This is a genomic window from Bradyrhizobium sp. B117, assembly GCF_038969555.1.
Taxonomy (GTDB): domain Bacteria; phylum Pseudomonadota; class Alphaproteobacteria; order Rhizobiales; family Xanthobacteraceae; genus Bradyrhizobium.
In genome coordinates, this window is the sequence record NZ_CP152414.1 from 9,265,059 (window position 1) to 9,285,871 (window position 20,813).

Consider the following 20,813-nt stretch of genomic DNA (forward strand, 5'->3'; position numbering starts at 1 on the left):
CTCATTCCCTCCCCCCTTGCGGGGGAGGGGCAGGGAGAGGGGTACCACACGGGGACTCTCTCCGTGGCGCCGCTCCGCTCACCCCGACAACGAATGCCTTTTGCTGGGCTACCCCTCTCCCCGCCCTCCCCCGCAAGGGGGGAGGGAGCGCAGTTGTGCGCTTGGTTGAAGCTCGGCTCACATTGACAAAACACGCTCGCCACGGAGCGCACCGCCTACGTCGCGACCATCGCCTCCGCCAGCACGCACCGCGCCGTCCGGCCCGGGCCCACCTCCACATCCGCGGGCAGCCGCTCCAGGCAGCGCGGCTCGGCGAGCTTGCAGCGGGGGGCGAAGGAGCAGTTGTGGGGCTTTTCGGCCAGCGACGGCGGGGTGCCGGGGATGGTTTCAAGGCGTGCGCCTCGCTTGGCGCCGTGGATGGTGGAGGCGAGCAGGCCCTTCGCATAGGGGTGCACGGGGCTGCGGACGATATCGCGCAGCGTCCCCTGCTCCACGATCTGGCCGGCATACATCACCGCCACGCGGTCGCAGATTTCGATGGCGACGCCGATATCGTGGGTCACGAAGATCACGGACATGCCGAACTCGCGCTGCAACTCGCGCAGCAGCAGCAGGATCTGGATCTGCACGGTGGCATCGAGCGCGGTGGTCGGCTCGTCCGCGAGCAAGATCTTGGGCCGGCAGGCCAGCGCAAGCGCGATCATCGCGCGCTGGCGCATGCCGCCCGACATCTCGTGCGGATAGGCATCCAGCCGGCGTTTTGCCGAGGGAATGCGGACGACATCGAGCATTTCGAGCGCACGCGCGCGCCCTTCTGCATAAGACTTGCCTTCATGGCGCACCACGCTTTCGGCGATCTGCGCGCCGATGGTGTAGACCGGATCGAGCGCCAGTGCCGGCTCCTGGAAGATCATCGAGACGGTCTGCCCGCGGAACGACGACAGCTCCTCGTCGTTCATGGCGAGCACGTCGCGGCCCATGACGTTCACGGTGCCAGTGATCTGCGTGCGCTTCTTCGGCAATAGCCGCATTAGGGCACGCAGGGTCACGCTCTTGCCCGAACCGGACTCGCCGAGCAGGCCCAGCACCTCACTATTGCCAAGCGAGAGATTGAGATCGTTCACGGCATAGACCGTGCGCTCGCCGGTGAAGCGGATGTTGAGGCCTGAGATCTCGACGAGCTTTGTCATGACGGCAGTTTCGGCAATCGATCGTGATAGTCGGTGACGCGCTGGAAGGCGGCGCCGATGGTGAGTAGGGTCGCCTCGTCGAAGGAGCGGCCGATCAGCTGCATGCCGACAGGAAGGCCGCTCTTGGTGAAGCCGGACGGGATGGTAAGCGACGGTAGGCCCAAAAAATTCACCGGGCGCGTGAACAGCGTCAGGCGCTGCACCATGGCCGGCGCGCTCGGCCCGCCGCCGACATCGCTCTCCTCGATCGTCGGCGCCGGGATCGGGGAAGCCGGTGCGATGATCGCATCGACGCCCGATGTCGCCGCGTTGTGCGCGGCAAGCGCCGGCCCACGCCAGCGCATCGCTTCGAGATAGGTGATGGCGGGAACGGCGAGACCATTCTGAAGCCGCATCAACACTTGCGCGCCGTAATCCTGCGGACGCTCGATCATCCAGCGCTTGTGGAAGGCGGCCGCTTCCGCCGCGAGCACGAGCTGGCTCGCCGAGGACAATTGCCGCTGATCCGGCAGCTCGACCGTGACGATGTCGGCGCCTTCGCGCTTGAGCATCGCGATGGTCTCGTCCAGCACGCGCGCGACCTCGCTGTCGAGATCATCGACATAGAACGACGCGGGGACGCCGATCTTGAGGCCCTTCAGCGAGCCCTTGGTCGCGCCGACATAGTCGGACAGCGGCTCGTGGCTGCAGGTGGAATCCGCGGGGTCCGCGCCGGCCATCAGCGCCAGCAGCAGCGCGCAATCTTCCGCGGTGCGGGCGAGCGGCCCGACGGTGTCGAGCGATTGCGACAGCGGCATCGCGCCGGCGCGGCTGATGCGGCCGACCGTCGTCTTCAGCCCGGTGACGCCGCAGAAATGCGCGGGCATGCGGATCGAGCCGCCGGTGTCCGAGCCGAGTGCGGCATAGGTCAGGCGCGCTGCGACGGCCGAGCCCGAGCCCGAGGACGAGCCGCCGGTGATATGGGCGACATTCCAGGGATTGCGCACCGGGCCGTAATGGGCGTTGTGGCCGGTCGGGCCATAGGCGAACTCGGCAAGATGCAGCGTGCCGAGGCGGACCTGCCCCGCATCCTTCAGCCGCTGCAAGGCGGTGGACGTCACGGTCGGCACGAAATCGCGGCGGATCAGCGAGCCGCAGGTCGCGACATGGCCGGCGTCGTAATACATGTCCTTGTGCGCGAGCGGCACGCCATGTAGCGGACCGCGGGAATTGCCCCTGGCGAGCTCGGCATCGGCGGCCTCAGCCGCCTTCAATGCGGATTCGGCTTCAACCGACATGAAGGCATTGAGATGCGGCTGCCACTGCGCGATGCGGTGCAACAGCGCGCGCGTCACCTCATGCGAGGACACCTGCTTCATCGCGATCGCACGCGCGACCTCGGTGAGCGTCATCAAGGCAGGCTCCGTGCTCATTTCGACACCTTCTGCGTCTGCGCGATCGGATAGAGCGCGGGCTCGAGGTCGAACGGCAGCGTGCCGGCGATGGCCTCAAACCCCTCGAAGGCAGGCCCGATGGAATTGGAGATGCGCGCCGCGATCTCGTCGTCCACGGGGATGCCTGCGATCTGCGCGATCGGCTTGATCTCTTTCGGTGTCGGTCTCGTCATGCGTTTCCCTCTCTGGGCGCGCGGCTATGGCCTGAACCCGGAATCGCCATGTAGCACGCGGCCTCGTGGCCCATCTTATCCAGCGCAGTGAGCTTTGGTGTCGCATTTGCGCAGAGCGGCTCCGCAAACGGACAACGGGTGTGGAAGCGGCAGCCGGAGGGCGGGTCGATCGGATTGGGCGGATCGCCCGTGATCGGCGGCTTCTCGGTGCGCTTGTCGGGATCGGAGGACGGCATCGCAGCAAGCAGCGCACGCGTATAGGGATGCGCGGGGCTATCCCAGACCTGATCGACCGGGCCGAGCTCGACCACCTCGCCGAGATACATCACCAGCACGCGATCCGAGATGTAGCGGACGACATTGAGGTCGTGGCTGATGAAGAGATAGGTCAGGCCGAACTCGCGCTTGAGATCGGCGAGCAGGTTGAGCACCTGCGCCTCGACCGATTTGTCGAGCGCGGAGACGGCTTCGTCCAGGATCACCAGCCGCGGCGACAGCGCCAGCGCACGGGCAATGTTGACGCGCTGGCGCTGGCCGCCGGAGATCTCGTGCGGATAGCGGTTGGCGAAGTTTTCGGGGCGCAAGCCAACCTTGCCGAGCAGTTCTCGCGCCAGGGTGCGCGCCGCGCCGTCGGCCATGCCGTGCACCTTGGGGCCGAACGCGATGGATTCCTCGATGGTGAGGCGCGGATTGAGCGAAGCATAGGAATCCTGGAACACCATCTGCATGCCGCGGCGCAGCTCGCGCAGGCTCAGCGACTGGCCCACGGTCATGCCGTCATAGATGATGTCGCCGGTATCGCGCGGCATCAGATGCATCAGCAGGCGCGCGGTGGTGGACTTCCCGCAGCCGGACTCACCGACGATGCCGACGGTCTCGCCCTTGGCGACCGCGAAGGAGACGTTGTCGACGGCGCGCACGGTGCGCTTGGCTGCGAACAGCCCGCCACGGACGGGAAAATGTTTTGTCAGGCCGTTGACCTGAAGCAACGGCTGCGCGACGCCGCCGCGGTCCTCGACTTGCTCCAGCATGGCGACGGAAGTGTTGCTCTCGCTCATGGCCGCGCTCCCTCACCTTTGGCCTGCGCCAAGGCCTCGCCGCCGTCATGGCCGGGCTTGTCCCGGCCATCCACGCCTAGCCACAGGAAACAAAGAACGTGGATGCCCGGGACAAGCCCGGGCATGACGACCTTCTGTGCCGCGCCAGTGTGCATCCGCATCATCATCGTTAGTTCCTGATGTCCATGGCGCTGCGCAGGCCGTCCGAGAGCAGGTTGAAGCAGATCGAGACCGCGAAGATCATTGCGCCCGGCAATGCCGCAACCCACGGGTTGACGTAGATCGCGGTGCGCAGCGTGTTGAGCATCAGGCCCCATTCCGGCTCCGGCGGCTTTGTGCCGAGGCCGAGGAAGGAGAGACCGGCTGCCAGGATCATCGAGACCGAAATGAGGCTGGTGGCATAGACGAAGATCGCGCCCAGCACGTTGCCGAGGATGTGCACGCGCATGATGGTGAAGGCGCCGGCGCCGGAGGCGCGCGCCGCCTCGACGAAATCCATGTTGCGCACGCCGGTGGTGACGCTTTCGGCGACGCGGGTGATTTGCGGGACAAAGACGATGGTCAGCGCGACGATAGAGTTGAGGATGCCTGCGCCCAGTGCACCGGAGATCGCGATCGCCAGCAGCACCGAGGGGAAAGCATAGAACACGTCGACCGTGCGCATGATCGCGGTGTTGAGCTTGCCGCCGACATAGCCGGCAATGATGCCGAGCGAGGTGCCGAAGCAGAACGCGAGGATCACCGGCAGGATGCCGATGACCAGCGACAGCCGCCCGCCATAGATCAGCCGCGCCAGCATGTCGCGGCCGAGCTCGTCAGTGCCGAGCGGGTAGCCAACGGTGCCGATGTGGCGGAGGCGGCGGATCATCGAGCCCTTGTAGGGGTCTTCGAGACCGAGCCATGGGGCGAGGATCGCCGAGAGGAAGATCAGCAGCAGCACCAGCGCGCAGGCCATGCTGACCTTGTCGCGCCTGATGCGGCGGCCGACGGTCGCCCAATAGCCCCGCGCCTTGGTCGCGGGCGCAGCCTGCAGCGCGGCGTCGGCAGTGGCGGACAGCGGAAGCTCACTCATCGGCTGGCTCCCGGAAGTTGGTACGATCGATGCGAGCCAAGGAGGTGGTTCACCTCTCCCGCTTGCGGGAGAGGTCGGCGCAACGCGCCGGGTGAGGGCTTTCTCCTCTGGGGGGTCCTCGATTGGGGAGACACCCTCTCCCCAGCCCTCCCCCGCAGGCGGGGGAGGGAGCGCACCTTTTGCGTGGTCACAGATGGGCTCGATCTCATCTCGCTAGCTCCGCTTGATGCGCGGGTCGATCGCGGCTTGCGCGATGTCGACCAGGAGATTGAGGACGACGAAGAACAGCGCCAGGATCAGGATCGTGCCTTGCAGCAGCGGCAGGTCGCGCTGGAAGATCGCTGAGTTGAGCAGGAAGCCCGAGCCCGGCCAGGAGAATACGGTCTCGATCAGGATCGAGCCGCCGAGCATGTAACCGAGCTGAAGCCCCATCACCGCGAGCGCGGTGGGCGCTGCGTTCTTGATGACGTGGCGGAATACGCCGCGCTCGTGCAGGCCCTTTGCGCGCAGGGCCTCGACGAAATCCTGCGAGAGGATGTCGCCGGTCAGCGCACGCACGGTGCGCGTGACGATGCCCATGGGAATCACCGAGGTCGTGATCGCGGGCAGCACGAGATATTGCAGATGCGCCCAGTCCCAGGCCCAGGAGTTGGAGCCGTTGGGACCGGCGCCGACCGCGGGCAGCCAGTTCAGCTGCACCGAGAAGATGATGACGAGCAGCATGCCAAGCCAGTAATGCGGCACCGAGACGCCGGCGATGGCAAAGGAGGTCGCGACCTTGTCGATCCAGGTCTCGCGGAAATAACCGGCGATCAGGCCAAGCAGGATGCCCATGGTAAAGCCGATGATGGCGGCGGCAATCGCCAGCGTGACGGTGTTGCCGACCGCGCGCATGACTTCGGCGAGCACGGGACGCCCGGTGGCGATGGAATTGCCGAGATCGCCGTGAAGGGCGCGCATCAACCACAACCCGAACTGCACCGGCAGCGGGCGGTCGAAACCATAGGCGGCGCGCAGCTGTGCCGCGAGCTCCTGCGAGGCGTCCGCAGGGAGCACCGCAACGAGCGGATCGCCCGGGGTGATGTGCACGAGCAGAAAGCACACCAGCGCGACGCTGATGACGATCGGAATGACATAGACGATGCGTCTGGCGGTATAGGCGAGCACGTTGTTTCTTTTTCTTCCCTTCTCCCCTTGTGGGAGAAGGTGGCGCGAAGCGCCGGATGAGGGGTTGCTTCCGCGGATGATATTGCAGCGGTCGAGGGGTCAGCTCCCGCGGAGAGAGACCCCTCACCCGGCTTCGCTGTCGCGAAGCCACCCTCTCCCACAAGGGGAGAGGGTGCACCGAGTCCGTGATTAGCGCCTCGCTAATTCATCGACACCAGCGAGAAGTCGATGAACCAGCTCTTCGGCTGCACGACGCCGGTCACCTTCGGGCTCATCGCACGCGGGCCGACGTCGTGGGCGACGTAGAGGAAGGCGGCATCGTCGACGGAGGCGGCGTGCAGCTCGGCGAGCGCGGCATCGCGCGCGGCGGGATCGAAGGTCTGGCGGGCCTTCTTCACCAGCTCGTCGAACTTGGGCTCGTTGATGAAGCCCCAATTGTTCGAGACCGGCGGCGCCATGCCCGACTGCAGGAAGCGCACCAGCGCGAAGAACGGGTCCATCGCCGCATAGGTGACGTTGGTGGCGTTCGAGCCGTTGGCGCTGGGATCCTTGGCGCCGCGGCGCCAGTTGGTGAACAACGTGTTCCACTCGATGACGTCAAGCTTCACGTCGAAATAGCATTCGGCGAGCGCCTGTTGGAGATATTCGTTCATCGGCAACGGCTGCATCTGGCCCGAGCCCGACGCCGAGGTCTGGATCTTCACCGTCAGCTTCTTGGACGGACCAAAGCCGGCCTCCTGCATCAGCTTTTGCGCAGCCGCCTTGTCGTACTTGATCTCGAAGGTAGGCTTGCCACGCCAGGGATGGCCGGGCTCGAAGGTCCCGGTCGCCGGCACCATCAGGCCGGCGAGCAGGCCGTCCTTGAGGCCTTCGCGGTCGACGCAGAGGTTTGCGGCCTTGCGCACGCGGATATCGTTCCAGGGCGAGCCCTCGATGCGCGAGAACTGCCAGGGCCAGACGTGCGGCTGCTCGTTGGCGTAGAGCTTGAAGCCGCGCTGCTTGAGCTCGGGCAATGCGTCGGGCGCGGGCGCCTCGACCCAATCGACCTGTCCGGAGAGCAGCGCCGCGGTGCGCGCATTCGCTTCCGGCATCGGCAAGAGCACCATCTTGTCGACCTTGGGTACGCGCGCCTTGTCCCAATAATTCGCGTTCTTCACCAGCTCGAGCCGCTCGCGCGGGGTGAAGCTCGCCATCTTCCACGGGCCGGTGCCGGCGGCGTCCTTGGCGAACGCGGTCCAGGCGGCCTGCGACTTCGCCTTGGCGTCTGCGCCTTCGGCCTTGTCGTAGAAATGCTGCCACTTCGACGGGCTCGCCATGAACAGATTGGTGAGATTGATCGGCAGGAAGCTGTCAGGCTCCTTGGTAGTGAGCTCGACGGTCATGTCGTCGATCTTCTTCGCCGAGGCCAGCGTCGGCATGCGCGATGCGGTGACGCCGACCTGGCTGGCGTCGAATTGCGGCGCATCCTGCTTCAGAACCTTCTCGACGTTCCACACCACGGCATCGGCGTTGAACGGCGTGCCGTCATGGAAGGTGACGCCGGGGCGCAGCTTGAAGATCCATTTGGTCTTGTCGGCGTCGTCGACCTTCCACTCGGTGGCAAGGCCGGGGATCACCACGCTCGGCTTGTCGGCGGAGGACAGGTCCCAGCCGGTGAGCGCGTCATACATGGTGAGGCCGGTGAAGCGATTGCCTTCGAAACCTTGGTCGGGCTGACCCAGTGTGCGCGGAATATCGGCAGCCGTCATGCCGATGCGCAGCACGGTTTCCGCAGCTGCCATGCGCGGCCATGCGGCCGCGCTGCCCAGCGCCAAGAGCGCGATCAGCGCCGCCCGTGTCTTGTTGTTCTTGATAAGCATCGCCTCGATCCTTCTTCGGCTTTCGATGATTAATTTTGATGCAATCGTATGCAATGGCTATGCCAAGGAGAAACTTATTCTGCAAATTGCCCCTGCGACGACAAGTCCTTGTGATCAGGCATGGGCGAAAGCGGCGCCCTGCCTATTCTGGCATCAAGATTGCACGTTTGGCCCCAGATCCTCCCTGGAGCCCTGGGCCATGCGTATTCGTCTATCGACCTGTCTCGCCGTGCTTGCGCTGGCGTTATCCGCAATCCCGGTGCGCGCCGAGACGGTGGTGCGCTACGGTATCTCGATGGCGGATATTCCGCTGACGACCGGCCAGCCCGATCGTGGCGCCGGCGCCTACCAGTTCACGGCCTACACGATCTACGATCCGCTGGTGGCGTGGGAGATGGATGTCGCCGACAGGCCGGGCAAGCTGGTGCCGGGCCTCGCCACCGAATGGAAGGTGGATGACAACGACAAGACCAAGTGGCGCTTCAGCTTACGCAAGGACGTGAAGTTTCACGACGGCAGCGATTTCAACGCCGACGCGGTGATCTGGAATCTGGACAAGGTGCTCAACGACAAGGCGCCGCAATTCGACAAGCGGCAGAGCGCGCAGGTGAAGACCCGCCTGCCCTCGGTCGCGAGCTACGCCAAGATCGACGATTTCACGGTGGAGATCACGACCAAGACGGTCGATTCCTTCTTCCCGTATCAGATGCTGTGGTTCCTGGTGTCGAGCCCGGCGCAGTACGAGAAGCTTGGCAAGGACTGGGACAAGTTCGCGAGCCAGCCCTCCGGCACCGGCCCGTTCAAGCTGACGAAACTGGTGCCGCGCGAGCTCGCCGAGCTCACCAAGAATCCAGACTATTGGAACAAGAAGCGCATTCCCAAGGTCGACAAGATCGTGCTGGTGCCGATGCCGGAAGCGCTGACGCGCACCAATGCGCTGCTTGCCGGCCAGGTGGATCTGATCGAGACGCCGGCGCCGGATGCCGTGCCGCAGCTGAAAGCGGCCGGCATGAAGATCGTCGACAACGTCACGCCCCATGTCTGGAATTATCATCTCAGCGTGCTGCCGGGCTCGCCCTGGACCGACATCCGCCTGCGCAAGGCGCTGAATCTCGCGATCAACCGCGACGAAGTCGTTGGGCTGATGAATGGCCTCGCCAAGCCCGCCAAGGGCCAGGTCGATCCGTCGAGCCCGTGGTTCGGCAAGCCGACCTTCGAGCTGAAATATGATCTCGCCGCTGCAAAGAAGCTGGTGGAGGAAGCCGGCTATTCAAAAGCAAAGCCGCTGAAGACCACCTTCATCATCGCGCAGGGCGGCACCGGGCAGATGCTGTCGCTGCCGATGAACGAATTCCTGCAGCAAAGCTTTAAAGAGATCGGCATCGACATCGACTTCAAGGTGGTCGAGCTCGAGACATTATATACGCATTGGCGCAAGGGCGCGGCGGACGAGATGAATGCCGGCATCACCGCCAACAACATCGCCTATGTCACCTCCGATCCCCTCTACGCCATCGTCCGCTTCTTCGCCTCCGACCAGATCGCGCCGGTCGGCGTCAACTGGGGCGGCTACAAGAACCCGAAGGTCGACGCCCTGATCAACGAGGCCAAGCAGACGTTCGACACCGCCAAGCAGGACGATTTGATCGCGCAGGCGCATGCGCTGATCGTGGACGATGCCGTGCTGGTCTGGGTCGTCCACGACACCAACCCGCACGCGCTGTCGCCCAAGATCAAGCAGTTCGTGCAGGCGCAGCACTGGTTTCAGGATCTGACGACGATCGGGATGGAGTGAGCGTCAAGCGCTGCTCTCGTAGGGTGGGCAAAGCGCAAGCGTGCCCACCAATGATGCGGTGAGAAAGACGTGGGCACGGCGCGTTGCGCCTTTGCCCACCCTACGGGAGCCGTGGGCGGCGCTGGCAGTCGAAGCCAAACTGCCGCGCCAAACACAATTGTCGTCCCGGGCAAGCGCAGCGCAGACCCGGGACCCATAACCACAGGGAAGCGTTTGGCGAGGACTCGGAGTTACGAGCTCCTACCAAACTCCTCCCTGTGGCTATGGGTCCCCGCCTTCGCGGGGACGACACCTTTAATGAGGCGCCAGCGAAGCCCCGCCCCTACTTCGTCAGCAGCGCATATGCCCCGGTCCAACCTTCCGCCGGCGGATTGACCTGGAAATCCTTGATGCGCGCCTCGTAGAGCTTGAACAGCTTTTCCAACGTGTCGGCGTCCTCGCTCTTGCGGCCGCGCGCGATCGCGTCCAGCGCGCCCTGCCAGTTCCGGCTGCGGTAGCATCCGAGCATCTCGATGGTGATGTTGCGCAGGCGCTGGAAGGCGGCCGAATGCATCACGTCCTCGCGGCCGGCGATGGCGTAGATCACCTCCGGCTCGGTCTTGCCCTTGACCATGATGAAGTCGAGCTCGAGGATCGCGAACTTGTCCTTGGCGGCGAGCGCCGTCCGCGAGCCGACGATGATCGGGAAGCCGTATTCCTTGGACTGCCCTTCCAGCCGCGAGGCCAGATTCACGCTGTCGCCCAGCACCGAATAGTTGAACTTGCGGTCCGATCCCATGTTGCCGACAACGCCGATGCCGGTGTTGAGGCCGATGCCGACATTGAGCGGGATGTAGACGTGGCCGCCGTCGGCCGCTTCTTCCTCGCGCTCCTTGTTGACCACGTCGATCTGCTCGAGCATCTGGATCGCAGCCTCGCAGGCGTTGATCTCGTGCTGGGGATCATCGAGCGGCGCATTCCAGAACGCCATGATGGCGTCGCCCATGTATTTGTCGATATAGCCCTTCTGCTCGATGATCACGTTGGTCAGCGGCGTCAGGAAGCGGTTCATCAGCGCCGTCAGGCCTTGCGGATCGTGCTTGTAGCTCTCCGAGATCGAGGTGAAGCCGCGCACGTCGGAGAACATGATCGTCATCTCGCGCTCCTCGCCGCCGAGCTTCAGCTTCTCCGGCGACTGCGCGAGCTGCTCGACCAGCACGGGCGACATGTACTGCGCGAATTGCCCGCGGATCTGCACGCGCTGGCGCTGCTCGCGCACGAAGCTGGAGAAGATGAACGTGATGTAGATCGCGGTCGTCGAGAGCAGCGGATAGGTGAAGTCGATGAGGTAGCGGTACTGCGCGTAGAAGAACCAGGACGTGCCGACGAGGCTCGCTGCGAACATCGCGCCCGCGAGTACCAGCCGGACCGGTCCGAGATTCGGCGTGAAGACGATGACGAGCAGGCCGATGATCATCGCGACGAGCAATTCGACGCCGAGCGCGTAGTTCGGGCGGGAGATCGCGGCGCCGGTCAGTATGCTTTCGAGCACCTGGGCGTGAATCTCAACACCCGGCATGGCCCGCGACACCGGCGTGGTCTTGATGTCGTTCAAGCCGACCGCGGAGGTACCGATCAGCACCAGCTTGCCATTGACCTTGCTCGGCGACACCGTGTTGTCGAGGACGTCGGCCGCCGAGACGTAGATCGAGGGATCGTGGCGGGCATAGTGCACCCAGAGCTGGCCGTTCTCGTCGGTCGGGATCTCGACACCCTTGAGGCGGACGGCCCTGATGCCGGTCTTGTCGGTCCGCACCAGCAGCGTCGGCGTGCCCGTGACGACGCGCAGGATCTCCAGGCTGAGCGAGGGCATGATGTTGCCTTGGGCGCGCATGATCATCGGCACGCGCCGGATCAGGCCGTCGCGCTCGGTCCTGATCGTGAACAGGCCGCGGCCGGCGGCGACCTTCTCGATGGCGGGCACGTTGCGCAAGAGGCCCGGGAATTCGAACAGGAAGCGCTCGGCCCCCGCTTCACCGACCGTTGCCACGCCGGTGAAGGGAAGCGCCTTGTCGATCTCCGACGTGATCACCGACTGCCCCGTTTCGCCCAGCACTACGCGCGAGCGCTTGATTGCTTCGGACAGGATCAGGTCGTTGCTCGGCAGCTCGCGCAGCTTGGCGCGAGTGGCATCGTCCAGATAGCGCATCTGGTCCGCGACGATGTCCGGATTGAGCCGGTCGGCTTCCGAGAACACCACGTCGAAGCCGATTGCGACCGCGCCGTTGCTGGTGAGGCTCTGGATCATGTCCGCGATCCGCGTGCGGGGCCACGGCCACTGGCCAAGCTGGGCGAGGCTCTTGTCGTCGATGTCGACGATGGTGACCGGCCGCACCGCCTTGTGGCGCGGATCGAGCAGCTGGAACATGTCGAAGGTGCGCAGCCGCAATTCCTGGACCGGCGGCGGGTCCCACAGGCGCAGTCCGGCAAACACGGCCAGCAGCACGAGACACATCACCCGCGCAAGGCCGAGCTTGCGCGCAAACCACCGCCGCAGGATCTTGAGACGTTTCATTTCAGTCGGACTTCCTGCCGTGCTGGCCCGATCATGGCGCGCCGGAGTGCGATTGGCTATTCCCCGGATGGGAAGGATTACGGATTTTTTTGCTGGGGGCGAGCTGCGCCGGCCACCGGGAGGCCGGGGCGGCGATCAGGTCACGTGGAAAATGAAATCGCTGGCCTTGAGATTTGCGGCGATCACATTCTTGAGCAGCAGCGACTCGTGCTCCGTGATCGGCGCGCCCTCGGCCTGCATGACCTGCTGCTGCCAGCTGACCAGCGTGTCGCCGGATTCGCCCTGTTGGACGATGGTGAGATTGCCGATGGAGCCGACGCCCGAGAACTGCCGCAGGTCGATCTTGTCGAGGCCTTCCGTGAAATCGGTGATGGTGTGCGTGAATTCGGTGACGGCATGCCCGGGGTACAGGACCCCCGGCGCGAACACGAACTGATCCTTGGCGCCACCGCCGGTCAGCGTGTCGTTGGTATCGGTCGCGAAGATCACGTCCTTGCCGTCGGTGCCTTGCAGGGTGATGCCCTGGCTGGTGTTGCCGGCCTCGTGGAAGATGAAATTGACGGTGTCGGACAGGTGCGTGGTCTTGTCCGTCACCGTCAGCGTGATCTGGTCGGTCGCAGGCGCCGAGGCTTCCGGATCGGTGCTGGCCCCGGTCGGATTGTAGGTCAGGCCGGTCTCGAAACCCAGATTGATGGCGTCGAGCGAGCCGGAGACCGGAGCGAAATCGACGCTGCTGAGACCCGGATGCGCGGTCGACAACGTGACGGTGAAATCGTGGGTCGCGGCGCCGGCATCGGTGTCTGTGACCACGAGATCCGTGATGATGTCGCTGTTGTTCTCGATGAGATGCTCGACGTGGAAGTTCTCGGTGTTGATGACCGGGCCGCTGCCTGCGGGCGCCGTCACGCTGGTGCCGATGCTGGTCGGCCCGTTCGAGACCGGCGTGGTGCCGCCGGTGCCCGTGGCGGTGAGGTCGATCGTCTCCGTCGCGCAGTGGGTGGTGATCGCGCCGGTATAGGTATCGTCGAGGGCATGGACGCCGAGGCTGCCCGGCGTGCCACTGAAACCTTCAGCCGGGACGAAGCGGATCAGCGTATCGGTGCTCAGCACCAGCGCGCTGGCGTCGCTGACGCCGGAAATATCGACCCAATGGTGGGTGCCGGCAATCTCGTACTGCCAGACGCCCTGGTCCGAGGTGGCGCTGTCGGCGCTCACCGCGACGGCCTTGAAGCTCGCGCCGGTGTCGGCGTCTTGGAACTTGCTCGCGAACAGATCGCTGATGGTGCTTCCGCTCGGATCGCTGTCGTTGCCGGCGACGGACGCCAGCGTGGCGTTGTCCAGCGTCGGCGCGTCGTTGCTGCCGGCGATGTTGATGGTGATGGTCTGGCTTGCGCCGGTCGTGTGACCGTCATTGGGCGCGATGGTGTATTGCAGCGACAGCGTCTGGCCGGCGGTAAGGAAGTCGAAGGCCTGGCTGCCGGAATTGAATTCCCAGGTGAACTGGGCGTGCGTGGCGGTGCCGTTGAGGATGTCGCCGGACGGCAAGACGAGATAGTGCATCAGATTCGAGGCCGACAATCCCTCGAACCCGTCCGCCTGGAGATGGCCGTCGAGATAGATCCCGACGCCAGTGGCGGAGACCATCACGTGATCGGCCGTGTCGGCATCCGACAGGGTCAGCGTGCGGTGAAGGTCCAGGCCCGCATTGGTCTCGTCCGTGGCCGCGCTGGCGCTGTCACCGCTCTCGACCGTGATCACCGGCGCATCGTTGGCGCCGGTCACGTTCACCGTGAACGAGGCCGTGCCGGTGGCGCCATGCGCGTCCTTGGTCTGGACGGTGAACGTATCGGCATAGTTGCCTTCCGACAGCGCGTTGATCGCCGCCGCATTGGGGACGTAGGTGTAGCTGCCGTCGGCGTTGACCGTCAGCGCGCCATAGTGACCTGCGACCGTCGTCACGGCGTGGCTGGTCGCATCCAGCACGGCATAGGTCAGTCCCGCCGTCTCGCCATGATCAGCATCGGTCCCGACCAGCGTTCCCGTGATGTCCGAGAAGCTGTCGGTCGCGGCGGTGTCCACGAGCGGGCCCGTGGTCACCGCAGCCAGCGTCGGCGCGTCGTTCTCGCCGGTGATCGTGACGGTGACGTCGGCCGCAACCTTCTGGCCGGCGCCGTCATCGAGCGTGATGGTGGAGACGACCTTCACCTTCTGGTCCGGCCCGAGGAAGTCGAGCTTGTTGTCGGCGATCGAATAGTTCCAGGTGACGGTGCCGTTGTTCTTGCCGGTCTGCTGATAGGTCAGCGCGCTCTTCAGCGCGGCGATCTCGTCGGCCGTGAGCGAGGCGGTGAGATCGGCGATGCCATCCGCGGCGAGCAGCGTGACGGTCTGCTCGGTGACGCTCGCGGTCGGCCGGTCGGTCAGATCGATGTCGGTGAAATGGATCGCGCCAGTCGCGGCGGGCGCCGGATCGGGCGTGGTGTCGTCGGTCTTGTTCTCGCGCTCGGAGAAGTCCGCGCTCAGCGTCGCCGTGGCGGCGTCGTGCGCCGGCGCATCGTCGTTCGCATGGATCGTGATCCGCGTGTGGCCGGTGCCGTCATCGCTGCCGGCGAAGTGCGCGTGGCTGTAGTCGGCGCCGGTCAGGGTCAGGCTGATGCTCTTGCCGTCCGCGTCGGTGACGGTCAGCACGCCGGTCGAGGGATCGGCATTGGCGACATAGACCGCGCTGGTGCCGAGCCCGTATTTGATCGTCGACAGGTCGATCGTGTCGGTCGCCGACAATTCCGCGATCGATCCGCCGAAGCTCGCCGTATCGATCTGAAGCTCGGCGCCGTCGCCGGCGAGCGTGATCGTCTGCGAGACCGTGCCCTCGAGCTTCAGCAACGCGCCGGCGTCGACGGTGACCGAGCCCGTGCCGGACAGTGAGCCGAACAGGGTCAGGACGCCATCATGAACCTCGATGGTGCCGGTATTGGTGATGCTGCCCGAGATCGACGCGGTGCCCCAGCTGTCGATCTCATGGGCGTTGGTGATGCCGAGGCCAGTTCCGGAAATCGAGGCGCCGTTGAGCAGATCGATGACGCCGTCGTTGACGATCGAGGACAGGTTGCCGAACACGCTGGTGCCGGAGACGGTCCAGGTGCCGGCCGCCTCATTGTTGAAGGTCGCGTGCGCGACCGAGATGTTGCCGTTGATCTCGTGGGAGTTGTTGATGGTGATGGCGCCGCCGGTCTCGACGATCGCATAAGTCGTCGAGGTCACCGAGCCGGCGCCGGGGCCGATCGCGCCGGAATTGTCGATCGTCGCCGAGCCCGTGGCATTTTCCTGGATGAAGATCGCCGCATGACCGGTCGGGGCCACGATCGACCCGGAATTGGTGATGTGGGTGGAGCCGGTCGCGCCGGTTTCGTTCTGCGTGACGCTGATGCCGGCGAGGCTGGTGCTGGTGATGTGGCCGTGGTTGACGATGGTGACGTCGCCCGCGCCGTTGGCGATGGCGGCGAGACCAACCGCGCCCGTGGCGGAGCCGTCATTGGTGACGCTGACGTCGCCGCCGCCATGATCGAACGCGCCGATCGCCGTGCCTGCGGCGGTGATCTCTGAATTCTGGCCGGTCGTGACCGTGATGTCGCCGACGCCCCAGGTGAACGCCTCGATGCCGTAGCCCGCATCGGCGGTGATCTTCGCATCGCTATTGACGGTGACGTCGCCGTTGACCGCATTGGAGAAGGCGCCGGTCCCGCCGGGCTTGTAGCCGGCGATGATGCCGCCCGGCGTGGTGCCGTCGTTGTTCAGCGTCGTGCCGGAATGAATGGTGCCATGCGCCTCGACGGAGATCGTGCTGTCCACGCCGCCCGCGATCGCGGTCGCGTAGTTGACGGCAACGATGCCGGAGCTGTCCGAGGTGATGCTGTCGCCCTTCGCCAGGGTGACGCTGATGTCGCCCTGGTCGACGCTGAAGGCCCGGATGCCGTAGCTCGTCGCGCCCGAGATCGTGACGTTCTCGCCGAGCGTGACCGTCACGTCGCCGGTGCCGCCACTCAACGCCGAGGCGTTGATGCCGATGCTCTGGGTGCCGGCGACGGAGATCGTGGTGCCGGCAAAGCTTTTCACCGTGACGTCGCCATTGCCATAGTTGTAGGCGTTGATGCCGTAACCGGCCGCGGCGGTGATGCTGCCATGGTTGTTGACGACGACCGTGCCGTTGACGTCGGTGTTGGCGCCGGAGCCGCTCGTGGCGCCGGTGTAGCCGGCTTCGATGCCACCCGGCGAATTGCCGGCGAGGTTCGGGCTGCTGCCGGAATTGATCGTGCCGTAATTATTGACGGTGATGGTGCTGTCGTCAGCCCCATCGAGCGAGATCGCGCGATTGACGACGACGAGGCCCGCGCTGCCCGAAGTGATGATGCTGCCAGCCGCGGTCGTGACGGTCTGGCTGCCGCTGCCATAGCTGCGCGACCGGATGCCGTAGATCGAGCTGCCCGTGATCGCACCGCCGGCGTCGATGGTGATGTCGCCGCCCCCCTGCGTGACAGCGTCGATGCCGTAGGCGCCGCCGACGGCGCCACCGAGCTGGGTGATCGAGATGTCGCCGCCATTGGCGCTGTTCAGATTCTCGACGAGAACGCCGACCGAATTCGCGCCGGTGCCGGTCGCCTTCCCGGAGACGTTGTCGACGGTGATGTCGCCGACGCCGGTGGCGCTGTCGCGCAGCGTGATGCCGTTGCCGGCGAGCCCCTTGATGTCCCCGGTCGCGGTCAGCGAGATGTCGCCGCTGCCGTTCTGCGTCACGACGACGCCACCCATGGCGCCGGTCAGCGTTCCCGTGGGCGTGAGGACGATGTCGGCAGGGTTGGCCAGCGTGCCGCCCGACGCCGTGAAGGCGAGCGCGTTGCCGCTCGATGTCGTGATGTCGGCCGTGCCCGTGATGGTGAACGTGCCACCCGTCGACGACTCTCCGGCGATGGTGCCGGTAAAGCTCTGGCCCGCGACCTTGTCGAGCTGAAGCGTGCCGGTGCCGCCGGCGAAGGTGATGGTTTGCGCCGTCGCCCCCGCGAGCTCCAGCGTCGCGCCGTCGTCGATGATCACCTCGCCGGCGCCGCTGAGACCGCCGGACAAATTGAGCGTGCCGGCCTGCACCTCGATGGTGCCGGTGTTGGCGACGGCAGCCGAGATCGTGCTGGACCCGGACACCCCGTAGAGGTTGCCGGCATTGCCGAGGCTGCCACCATTGATCGAGACGTCGGTGAGATAGAGCTTCGAGTGGTTGTCGACGGTGATCGTTCCGGTGCTGCTGTTGCTGACGGTGAGATTTGTCAGCTTCAGCGCGCCATAGTTGATCGCCGCGAGAGACGCGGTGTTGGAGATATCTTCGCCGGAGATATCGAGCACACCGCCGTCCGCCTGAACGAGACCGTGATTGGTGATGGCGTGGATCGTGGCGGGATCGATCGTCAGCGTGCCACTGGTGACGGTGATCGTGCCCGTATTGGTGATGTCGGCATTGTCGATGGCGCTCGTGCCGGTCGATTCCAGCGTGCCCGCGATCGTGACGGTGCCGCCGTTGATGCTCGCGCCGCTGACCGTCAGCTTGCCGTTCGCATCGACCGTGACGTGGCCGGCGTTGGTGACACTGGTGCCCTGGTCGATGGTCAGCCAGCCATTCGCCAGCACCTTGATCGTGCCGGTGGCGGTGTTCGAGACCGTCTCGTGGGCGAACTCGGCCGTGCCCTTGACGTTGACGTTGCCGGAATTGTTCAGCGTGCCGCTCTCGATCAGGCTGGTGCCGTCGAGCTCCAGCGTGCCGAGAATGGCGACGGTGCCGCCATCGACGGTCGTGCCGTCGACGATCAGCGTCGTGCCGCCGTCGGCCTTCAGCGTGCCGCCGGCATTGTGGATCGCAGCCAGCGTCTTCAGCGTGCCGCCGGACAGCTCGATCGTGCCGGAATTGGTGATCGTGGTACCGGCAGCGAAATCGCCGCCACCTGCAAGCGTCAGATGGCCGGCATTGGTGAGCACGCTGGTGCCGAGGATCTCGGCCTTGCCGCCGACCGACATCGTGCCGGTCGCGGCGTTGGTGAGGATCGAGTCCGCGCTCATGTTGAGCGCGCCCGCGATCGTCAGCGAACTCTGGTTGATCAGCTTCGGCGGCGGGCCGCCGAAATCGTTCATCGTCACCGACTTGGAAAAGGCCGCGGTGTCGATCGTCACCGGATAGGACGGGGTCAGGCCGTGCAGCTGGTCGGTGATGACGATGACGTCGTCATTGATGGTCGGGACCGTGCCAGTTTCCCAGTTGGCCGCGTCCTTCCAGAACCCGCCCGAGGGAGCGCCCACCTTGTCGGTCGCGATCCACACCACAGCAGGTGCGTCAGTGCCCTTGATGGTGACGGTGATGGTCTGCTGCGAGGTCGCGCCTTGCGAATCCGTGAGTGTCACGGTGTAGACGAGCGTCAGCACCTCACCCTTCGGGATGAAGTCGGCGAGATAGACGGGCAGATCGGCCAGCGACCAGTTGATGGTGCCGGTGCCGTTGCCGGTGCTGTCGGCGCCCGACGCGATCGAGACCGACATCGCTTTCGCAAACGCCGCGAGCGGGCCCGGCGGCACGGTGCCCTCGGGCAGGGTCGCGCTGGTAAGCTTCACCGACACCGTGTGCGTGTCGGTGAGGTCGACATCGTCGAAGCTCAGCGTGCCCGAGGTCGGAACGTCGCCGGCGAGCGGACCGCCCGGCACGCTGGTGCCCCCTTCGAAGGTGATGGTCGGCACGCTCGTGGTGATCACCGGCTTGTCGTTGGTGCCGGTGATGGTAATCGTGATCGGGATGAGGGCGGATTCAGGGTTGACGGCGAAATTGTTGTTGATGCGGACCATGTAGGTCAGCGTCAGCGTTTCGCCGGCCGCGAGGAAGTCGAAGACGTGGTCGGGGACCGTGTAGGTCCAGACCGCCGAGCCGTTGTTGTTGTTGGCTGCGTCGGGGATGACCTGGATAGCGATCTGGGTCGCCGCGATGTCCTGCTTCTGAAGCGCGGAGAGCGTGCCGGTGACATCCTGCTGACCGGCGCTCTTGTAGACATAGTTCGGCGCATCGCCGAGGCTGATCGACACCGTTGGCCGATCGCCGAGATTTTGATCGACGAAGGTGATCCGGCCCGAGATCGTGTCGAGACCCACGCTGTCACCGGACCCGTCCGCACGGTCGCCGGTCGCATTCGTGTGCTCGGTCAGCGTGAATACCGTCTTCACACTGCCGTTGGCATCGAGGCTGCGCGCATCCGGCGGACCGGGAATGCGGGTGCTGGTCGCCGGTGAGTTGCCGGGCCCCACCGACGTCTGCGGATTGAGGTTCGTGAAGATCGGGATCGCGGTGGCGCCGGACGGCGTCTTGATCAGGATGCCGTCGCTGGTCTGCGTGATCGTGTCGGTGAAGTTCTGGGTAAGCTTGGTGTTGGTGTTGTTGTCGGTGAACTTCAGCGTGAATACGTCCGTGATCAGCTTCTGCACGTCCGGCGACAGCAGCCCGTTGGTGATCGAGACGTTGCCGCCGCTGATCTGGATCATCTGGCCGGCCTGATTGACAGTCGCGATCGGCAGCAGCGTGACCTTGTCGAACAGGATGTAGGAGCCCGTCGTGCCGTTCGGCTCGACCAGCACCTGGAAGCTCGCCTGCGGCTGCGGATCGCCGCCGCCGGCGGGAACGACGAAGTTGATCTGGGTCAGCACCGCCGTGCCGCGGATGCCCATGGTGGCGACCGGCGTGTCGATCTTCATGTCGCCGTGCTTGGCGGTCTCGCCGGCGACGAAGGTGATGGTGCCGGCGACGAGGCTCAGCAGCGAGGAGTTGCTCGACCCGTTGGGGTCGTAGACCATCTCGTTTAGCACCATCCGCGCATTGGAGGACAGGCCGAACACGGTGCCGTCGATGAAGGTGATGCCGAGCGTCGAATCGGCGCCGGTCGAGCACACGTCGCCCTTCTCGACGTTGTCGCCGTTGTTGAGGATGACCGAGACGCCGTTGCGGATCGCGGTCGCGCTGCCCGATAGCTTGGTGACGTGGCCGATGACCTGGGCCGCAGCAACGCCGGACGCGGCCTGCGCATATTGCACATGGCCCGTGAGCGCGTTGACGACGTCGCCGGTGAGGTGGGCGCCGTCGGGCGAGGCGACTGCCGCGCGCTTGTCGCCCCTGAAATAATCGTGGACGACGAACTCGTGCCCGTCATGGGAGAGCACGAGGTCGAGGCCGGCGCGCTTGAACTCGCCGTTGAAGATCAGGTTGGCATCGGGAACAACCACCGCGCCGTCAGGCAGCTGGCCATGCGCCTTGGCAATGAACGGCTTGCCGGTCAACGAATCGACATGAAGGTCGGCGGGCGAGCGGGAACTCGGACCGTCCATGGCGATCGCGGCGTCAAATTTGCCAGCGTAGTTCAACCGGGCACCGTAAAAAGGGGTTAATATTTATGTAAGTATCGACCGACTAAGCTTGCTTAGCATTACCAAGTCGTTAGCGAAA

The 20,813-nt window shown here is 65.1% G+C and carries 10 protein-coding genes; 1 reads left to right on the forward strand and 9 read right to left on the reverse strand.

All coding sequences use genetic code 11. The features are described 5' to 3' along the window. Positions 1-215: 215 nt before the first annotated feature. The 7 genes from AAFG16_RS44065 to AAFG16_RS44095 form a co-directional block, all read right to left on the reverse strand. Positions 216-1,190: an ABC transporter ATP-binding protein gene (locus AAFG16_RS44065; RefSeq protein WP_342735329.1), complete on the reverse strand. Its 975-nt coding sequence runs from the start codon at positions 1,188-1,190 to the stop codon at positions 216-218. Continuing rightward, a complete protein-coding gene (locus tag AAFG16_RS44070; RefSeq protein ID WP_342735331.1) occupies positions 1,187-2,602 on the reverse strand; it encodes an amidase in 1,416 nt (471 codons plus the stop codon). Before AAFG16_RS44070 ends, AAFG16_RS44065 begins: the two co-directional genes overlap by 4 nt. Beyond that, on the reverse strand, positions 2,599-2,796 hold the full coding sequence (locus tag AAFG16_RS44075) for a hypothetical protein (RefSeq protein WP_342735333.1): 198 nt from the start codon (positions 2,794-2,796) through the stop codon (positions 2,599-2,601). The genes AAFG16_RS44070 and AAFG16_RS44075 overlap by 4 nt, the downstream gene beginning before the upstream one ends. Then, the gene (locus AAFG16_RS44080) at positions 2,793-3,854 is read right to left on the reverse strand and encodes an oligopeptide/dipeptide ABC transporter ATP-binding protein (RefSeq protein ID WP_342735335.1); all 1,062 of its coding nucleotides are present in this window, start codon (positions 3,852-3,854) and stop codon (positions 2,793-2,795) included. Before AAFG16_RS44080 ends, AAFG16_RS44075 begins: the two co-directional genes overlap by 4 nt. Before the next feature lie 169 nt (positions 3,855-4,023). Then, positions 4,024-4,926 (reverse strand): ABC transporter permease, encoded by a 903-nt coding sequence (locus tag AAFG16_RS44085; protein ID WP_342735337.1) that lies wholly within the window; start codon positions 4,924-4,926, stop codon positions 4,024-4,026. Positions 4,927-5,139: 213 nt separating this feature from the next. Then, positions 5,140-6,093: an ABC transporter permease gene (locus AAFG16_RS44090; RefSeq protein ID WP_342735339.1), complete on the reverse strand. Its 954-nt coding sequence runs from the start codon at positions 6,091-6,093 to the stop codon at positions 5,140-5,142. A gap of 200 nt (positions 6,094-6,293) precedes the next feature. Beyond that, positions 6,294-7,952 carry an ABC transporter substrate-binding protein gene (locus tag AAFG16_RS44095; RefSeq protein ID WP_342735341.1) on the reverse strand — a complete coding sequence of 553 codons (1,659 nt, stop codon included), beginning with the start codon at positions 7,950-7,952 and terminating at the stop codon, positions 6,294-6,296. Between the two features lie 199 nt (positions 7,953-8,151). Here AAFG16_RS44095 and AAFG16_RS44100 point away from each other — a divergent pair, with 199 nt between their 5' ends. After that, positions 8,152-9,747, forward strand: coding sequence for an ABC transporter substrate-binding protein (locus tag AAFG16_RS44100; protein WP_283082417.1), 1,596 nt, complete (start codon positions 8,152-8,154; stop codon positions 9,745-9,747). Positions 9,748-10,069: 322 nt separating this feature from the next. Here AAFG16_RS44100 and AAFG16_RS44105 read toward each other — a convergent pair whose 3' ends face one another. Further along, entirely contained in the window at positions 10,070-12,301 is a 2,232-nt protein-coding gene (locus tag AAFG16_RS44105; RefSeq protein WP_283082418.1) for an adenylate/guanylate cyclase domain-containing protein, read from the reverse strand. Positions 12,302-12,436: 135 nt separating this feature from the next. Continuing rightward, entirely contained in the window at positions 12,437-20,731 is an 8,295-nt protein-coding gene (locus tag AAFG16_RS44110; protein WP_342735344.1) for a VCBS domain-containing protein, read from the reverse strand. Between the last annotated feature and the right edge of the window lie 82 nt (positions 20,732-20,813).

What these genes read in the sequence shown, in the direction of transcription:
- AAFG16_RS44065 (WP_342735329.1), bottom strand. Translation starts at nt 1,190, where the DNA reads ATGACAAAGCTCGTCGAGATCTCAGGCCTCAACATCCGCTTCACCGGC.
- AAFG16_RS44070 (WP_342735331.1), bottom strand. Translation starts at nt 2,602, where the DNA reads ATGAGCACGGAGCCTGCCTTGATGACGCTCACCGAGGTCGCGCGTGCG.
- AAFG16_RS44075 (WP_342735333.1), bottom strand. Translation starts at nt 2,796, where the DNA reads ATGACGAGACCGACACCGAAAGAGATCAAGCCGATCGCGCAGATCGCA.
- AAFG16_RS44080 (WP_342735335.1), bottom strand. Translation starts at nt 3,854, where the DNA reads ATGAGCGAGAGCAACACTTCCGTCGCCATGCTGGAGCAAGTCGAGGAC.
- AAFG16_RS44085 (WP_342735337.1), bottom strand. Translation starts at nt 4,926, where the DNA reads ATGAGTGAGCTTCCGCTGTCCGCCACTGCCGACGCCGCGCTGCAGGCT.
- AAFG16_RS44095 (WP_342735341.1), bottom strand. Translation starts at nt 7,952, where the DNA reads ATGCTTATCAAGAACAACAAGACACGGGCGGCGCTGATCGCGCTCTTG.
- AAFG16_RS44100 (WP_283082417.1), top strand. Translation starts at nt 8,152, where the DNA reads ATGCGTATTCGTCTATCGACCTGTCTCGCCGTGCTTGCGCTGGCGTTA.
- AAFG16_RS44105 (WP_283082418.1), bottom strand. Translation starts at nt 12,301, where the DNA reads ATGAAACGTCTCAAGATCCTGCGGCGGTGGTTTGCGCGCAAGCTCGGC.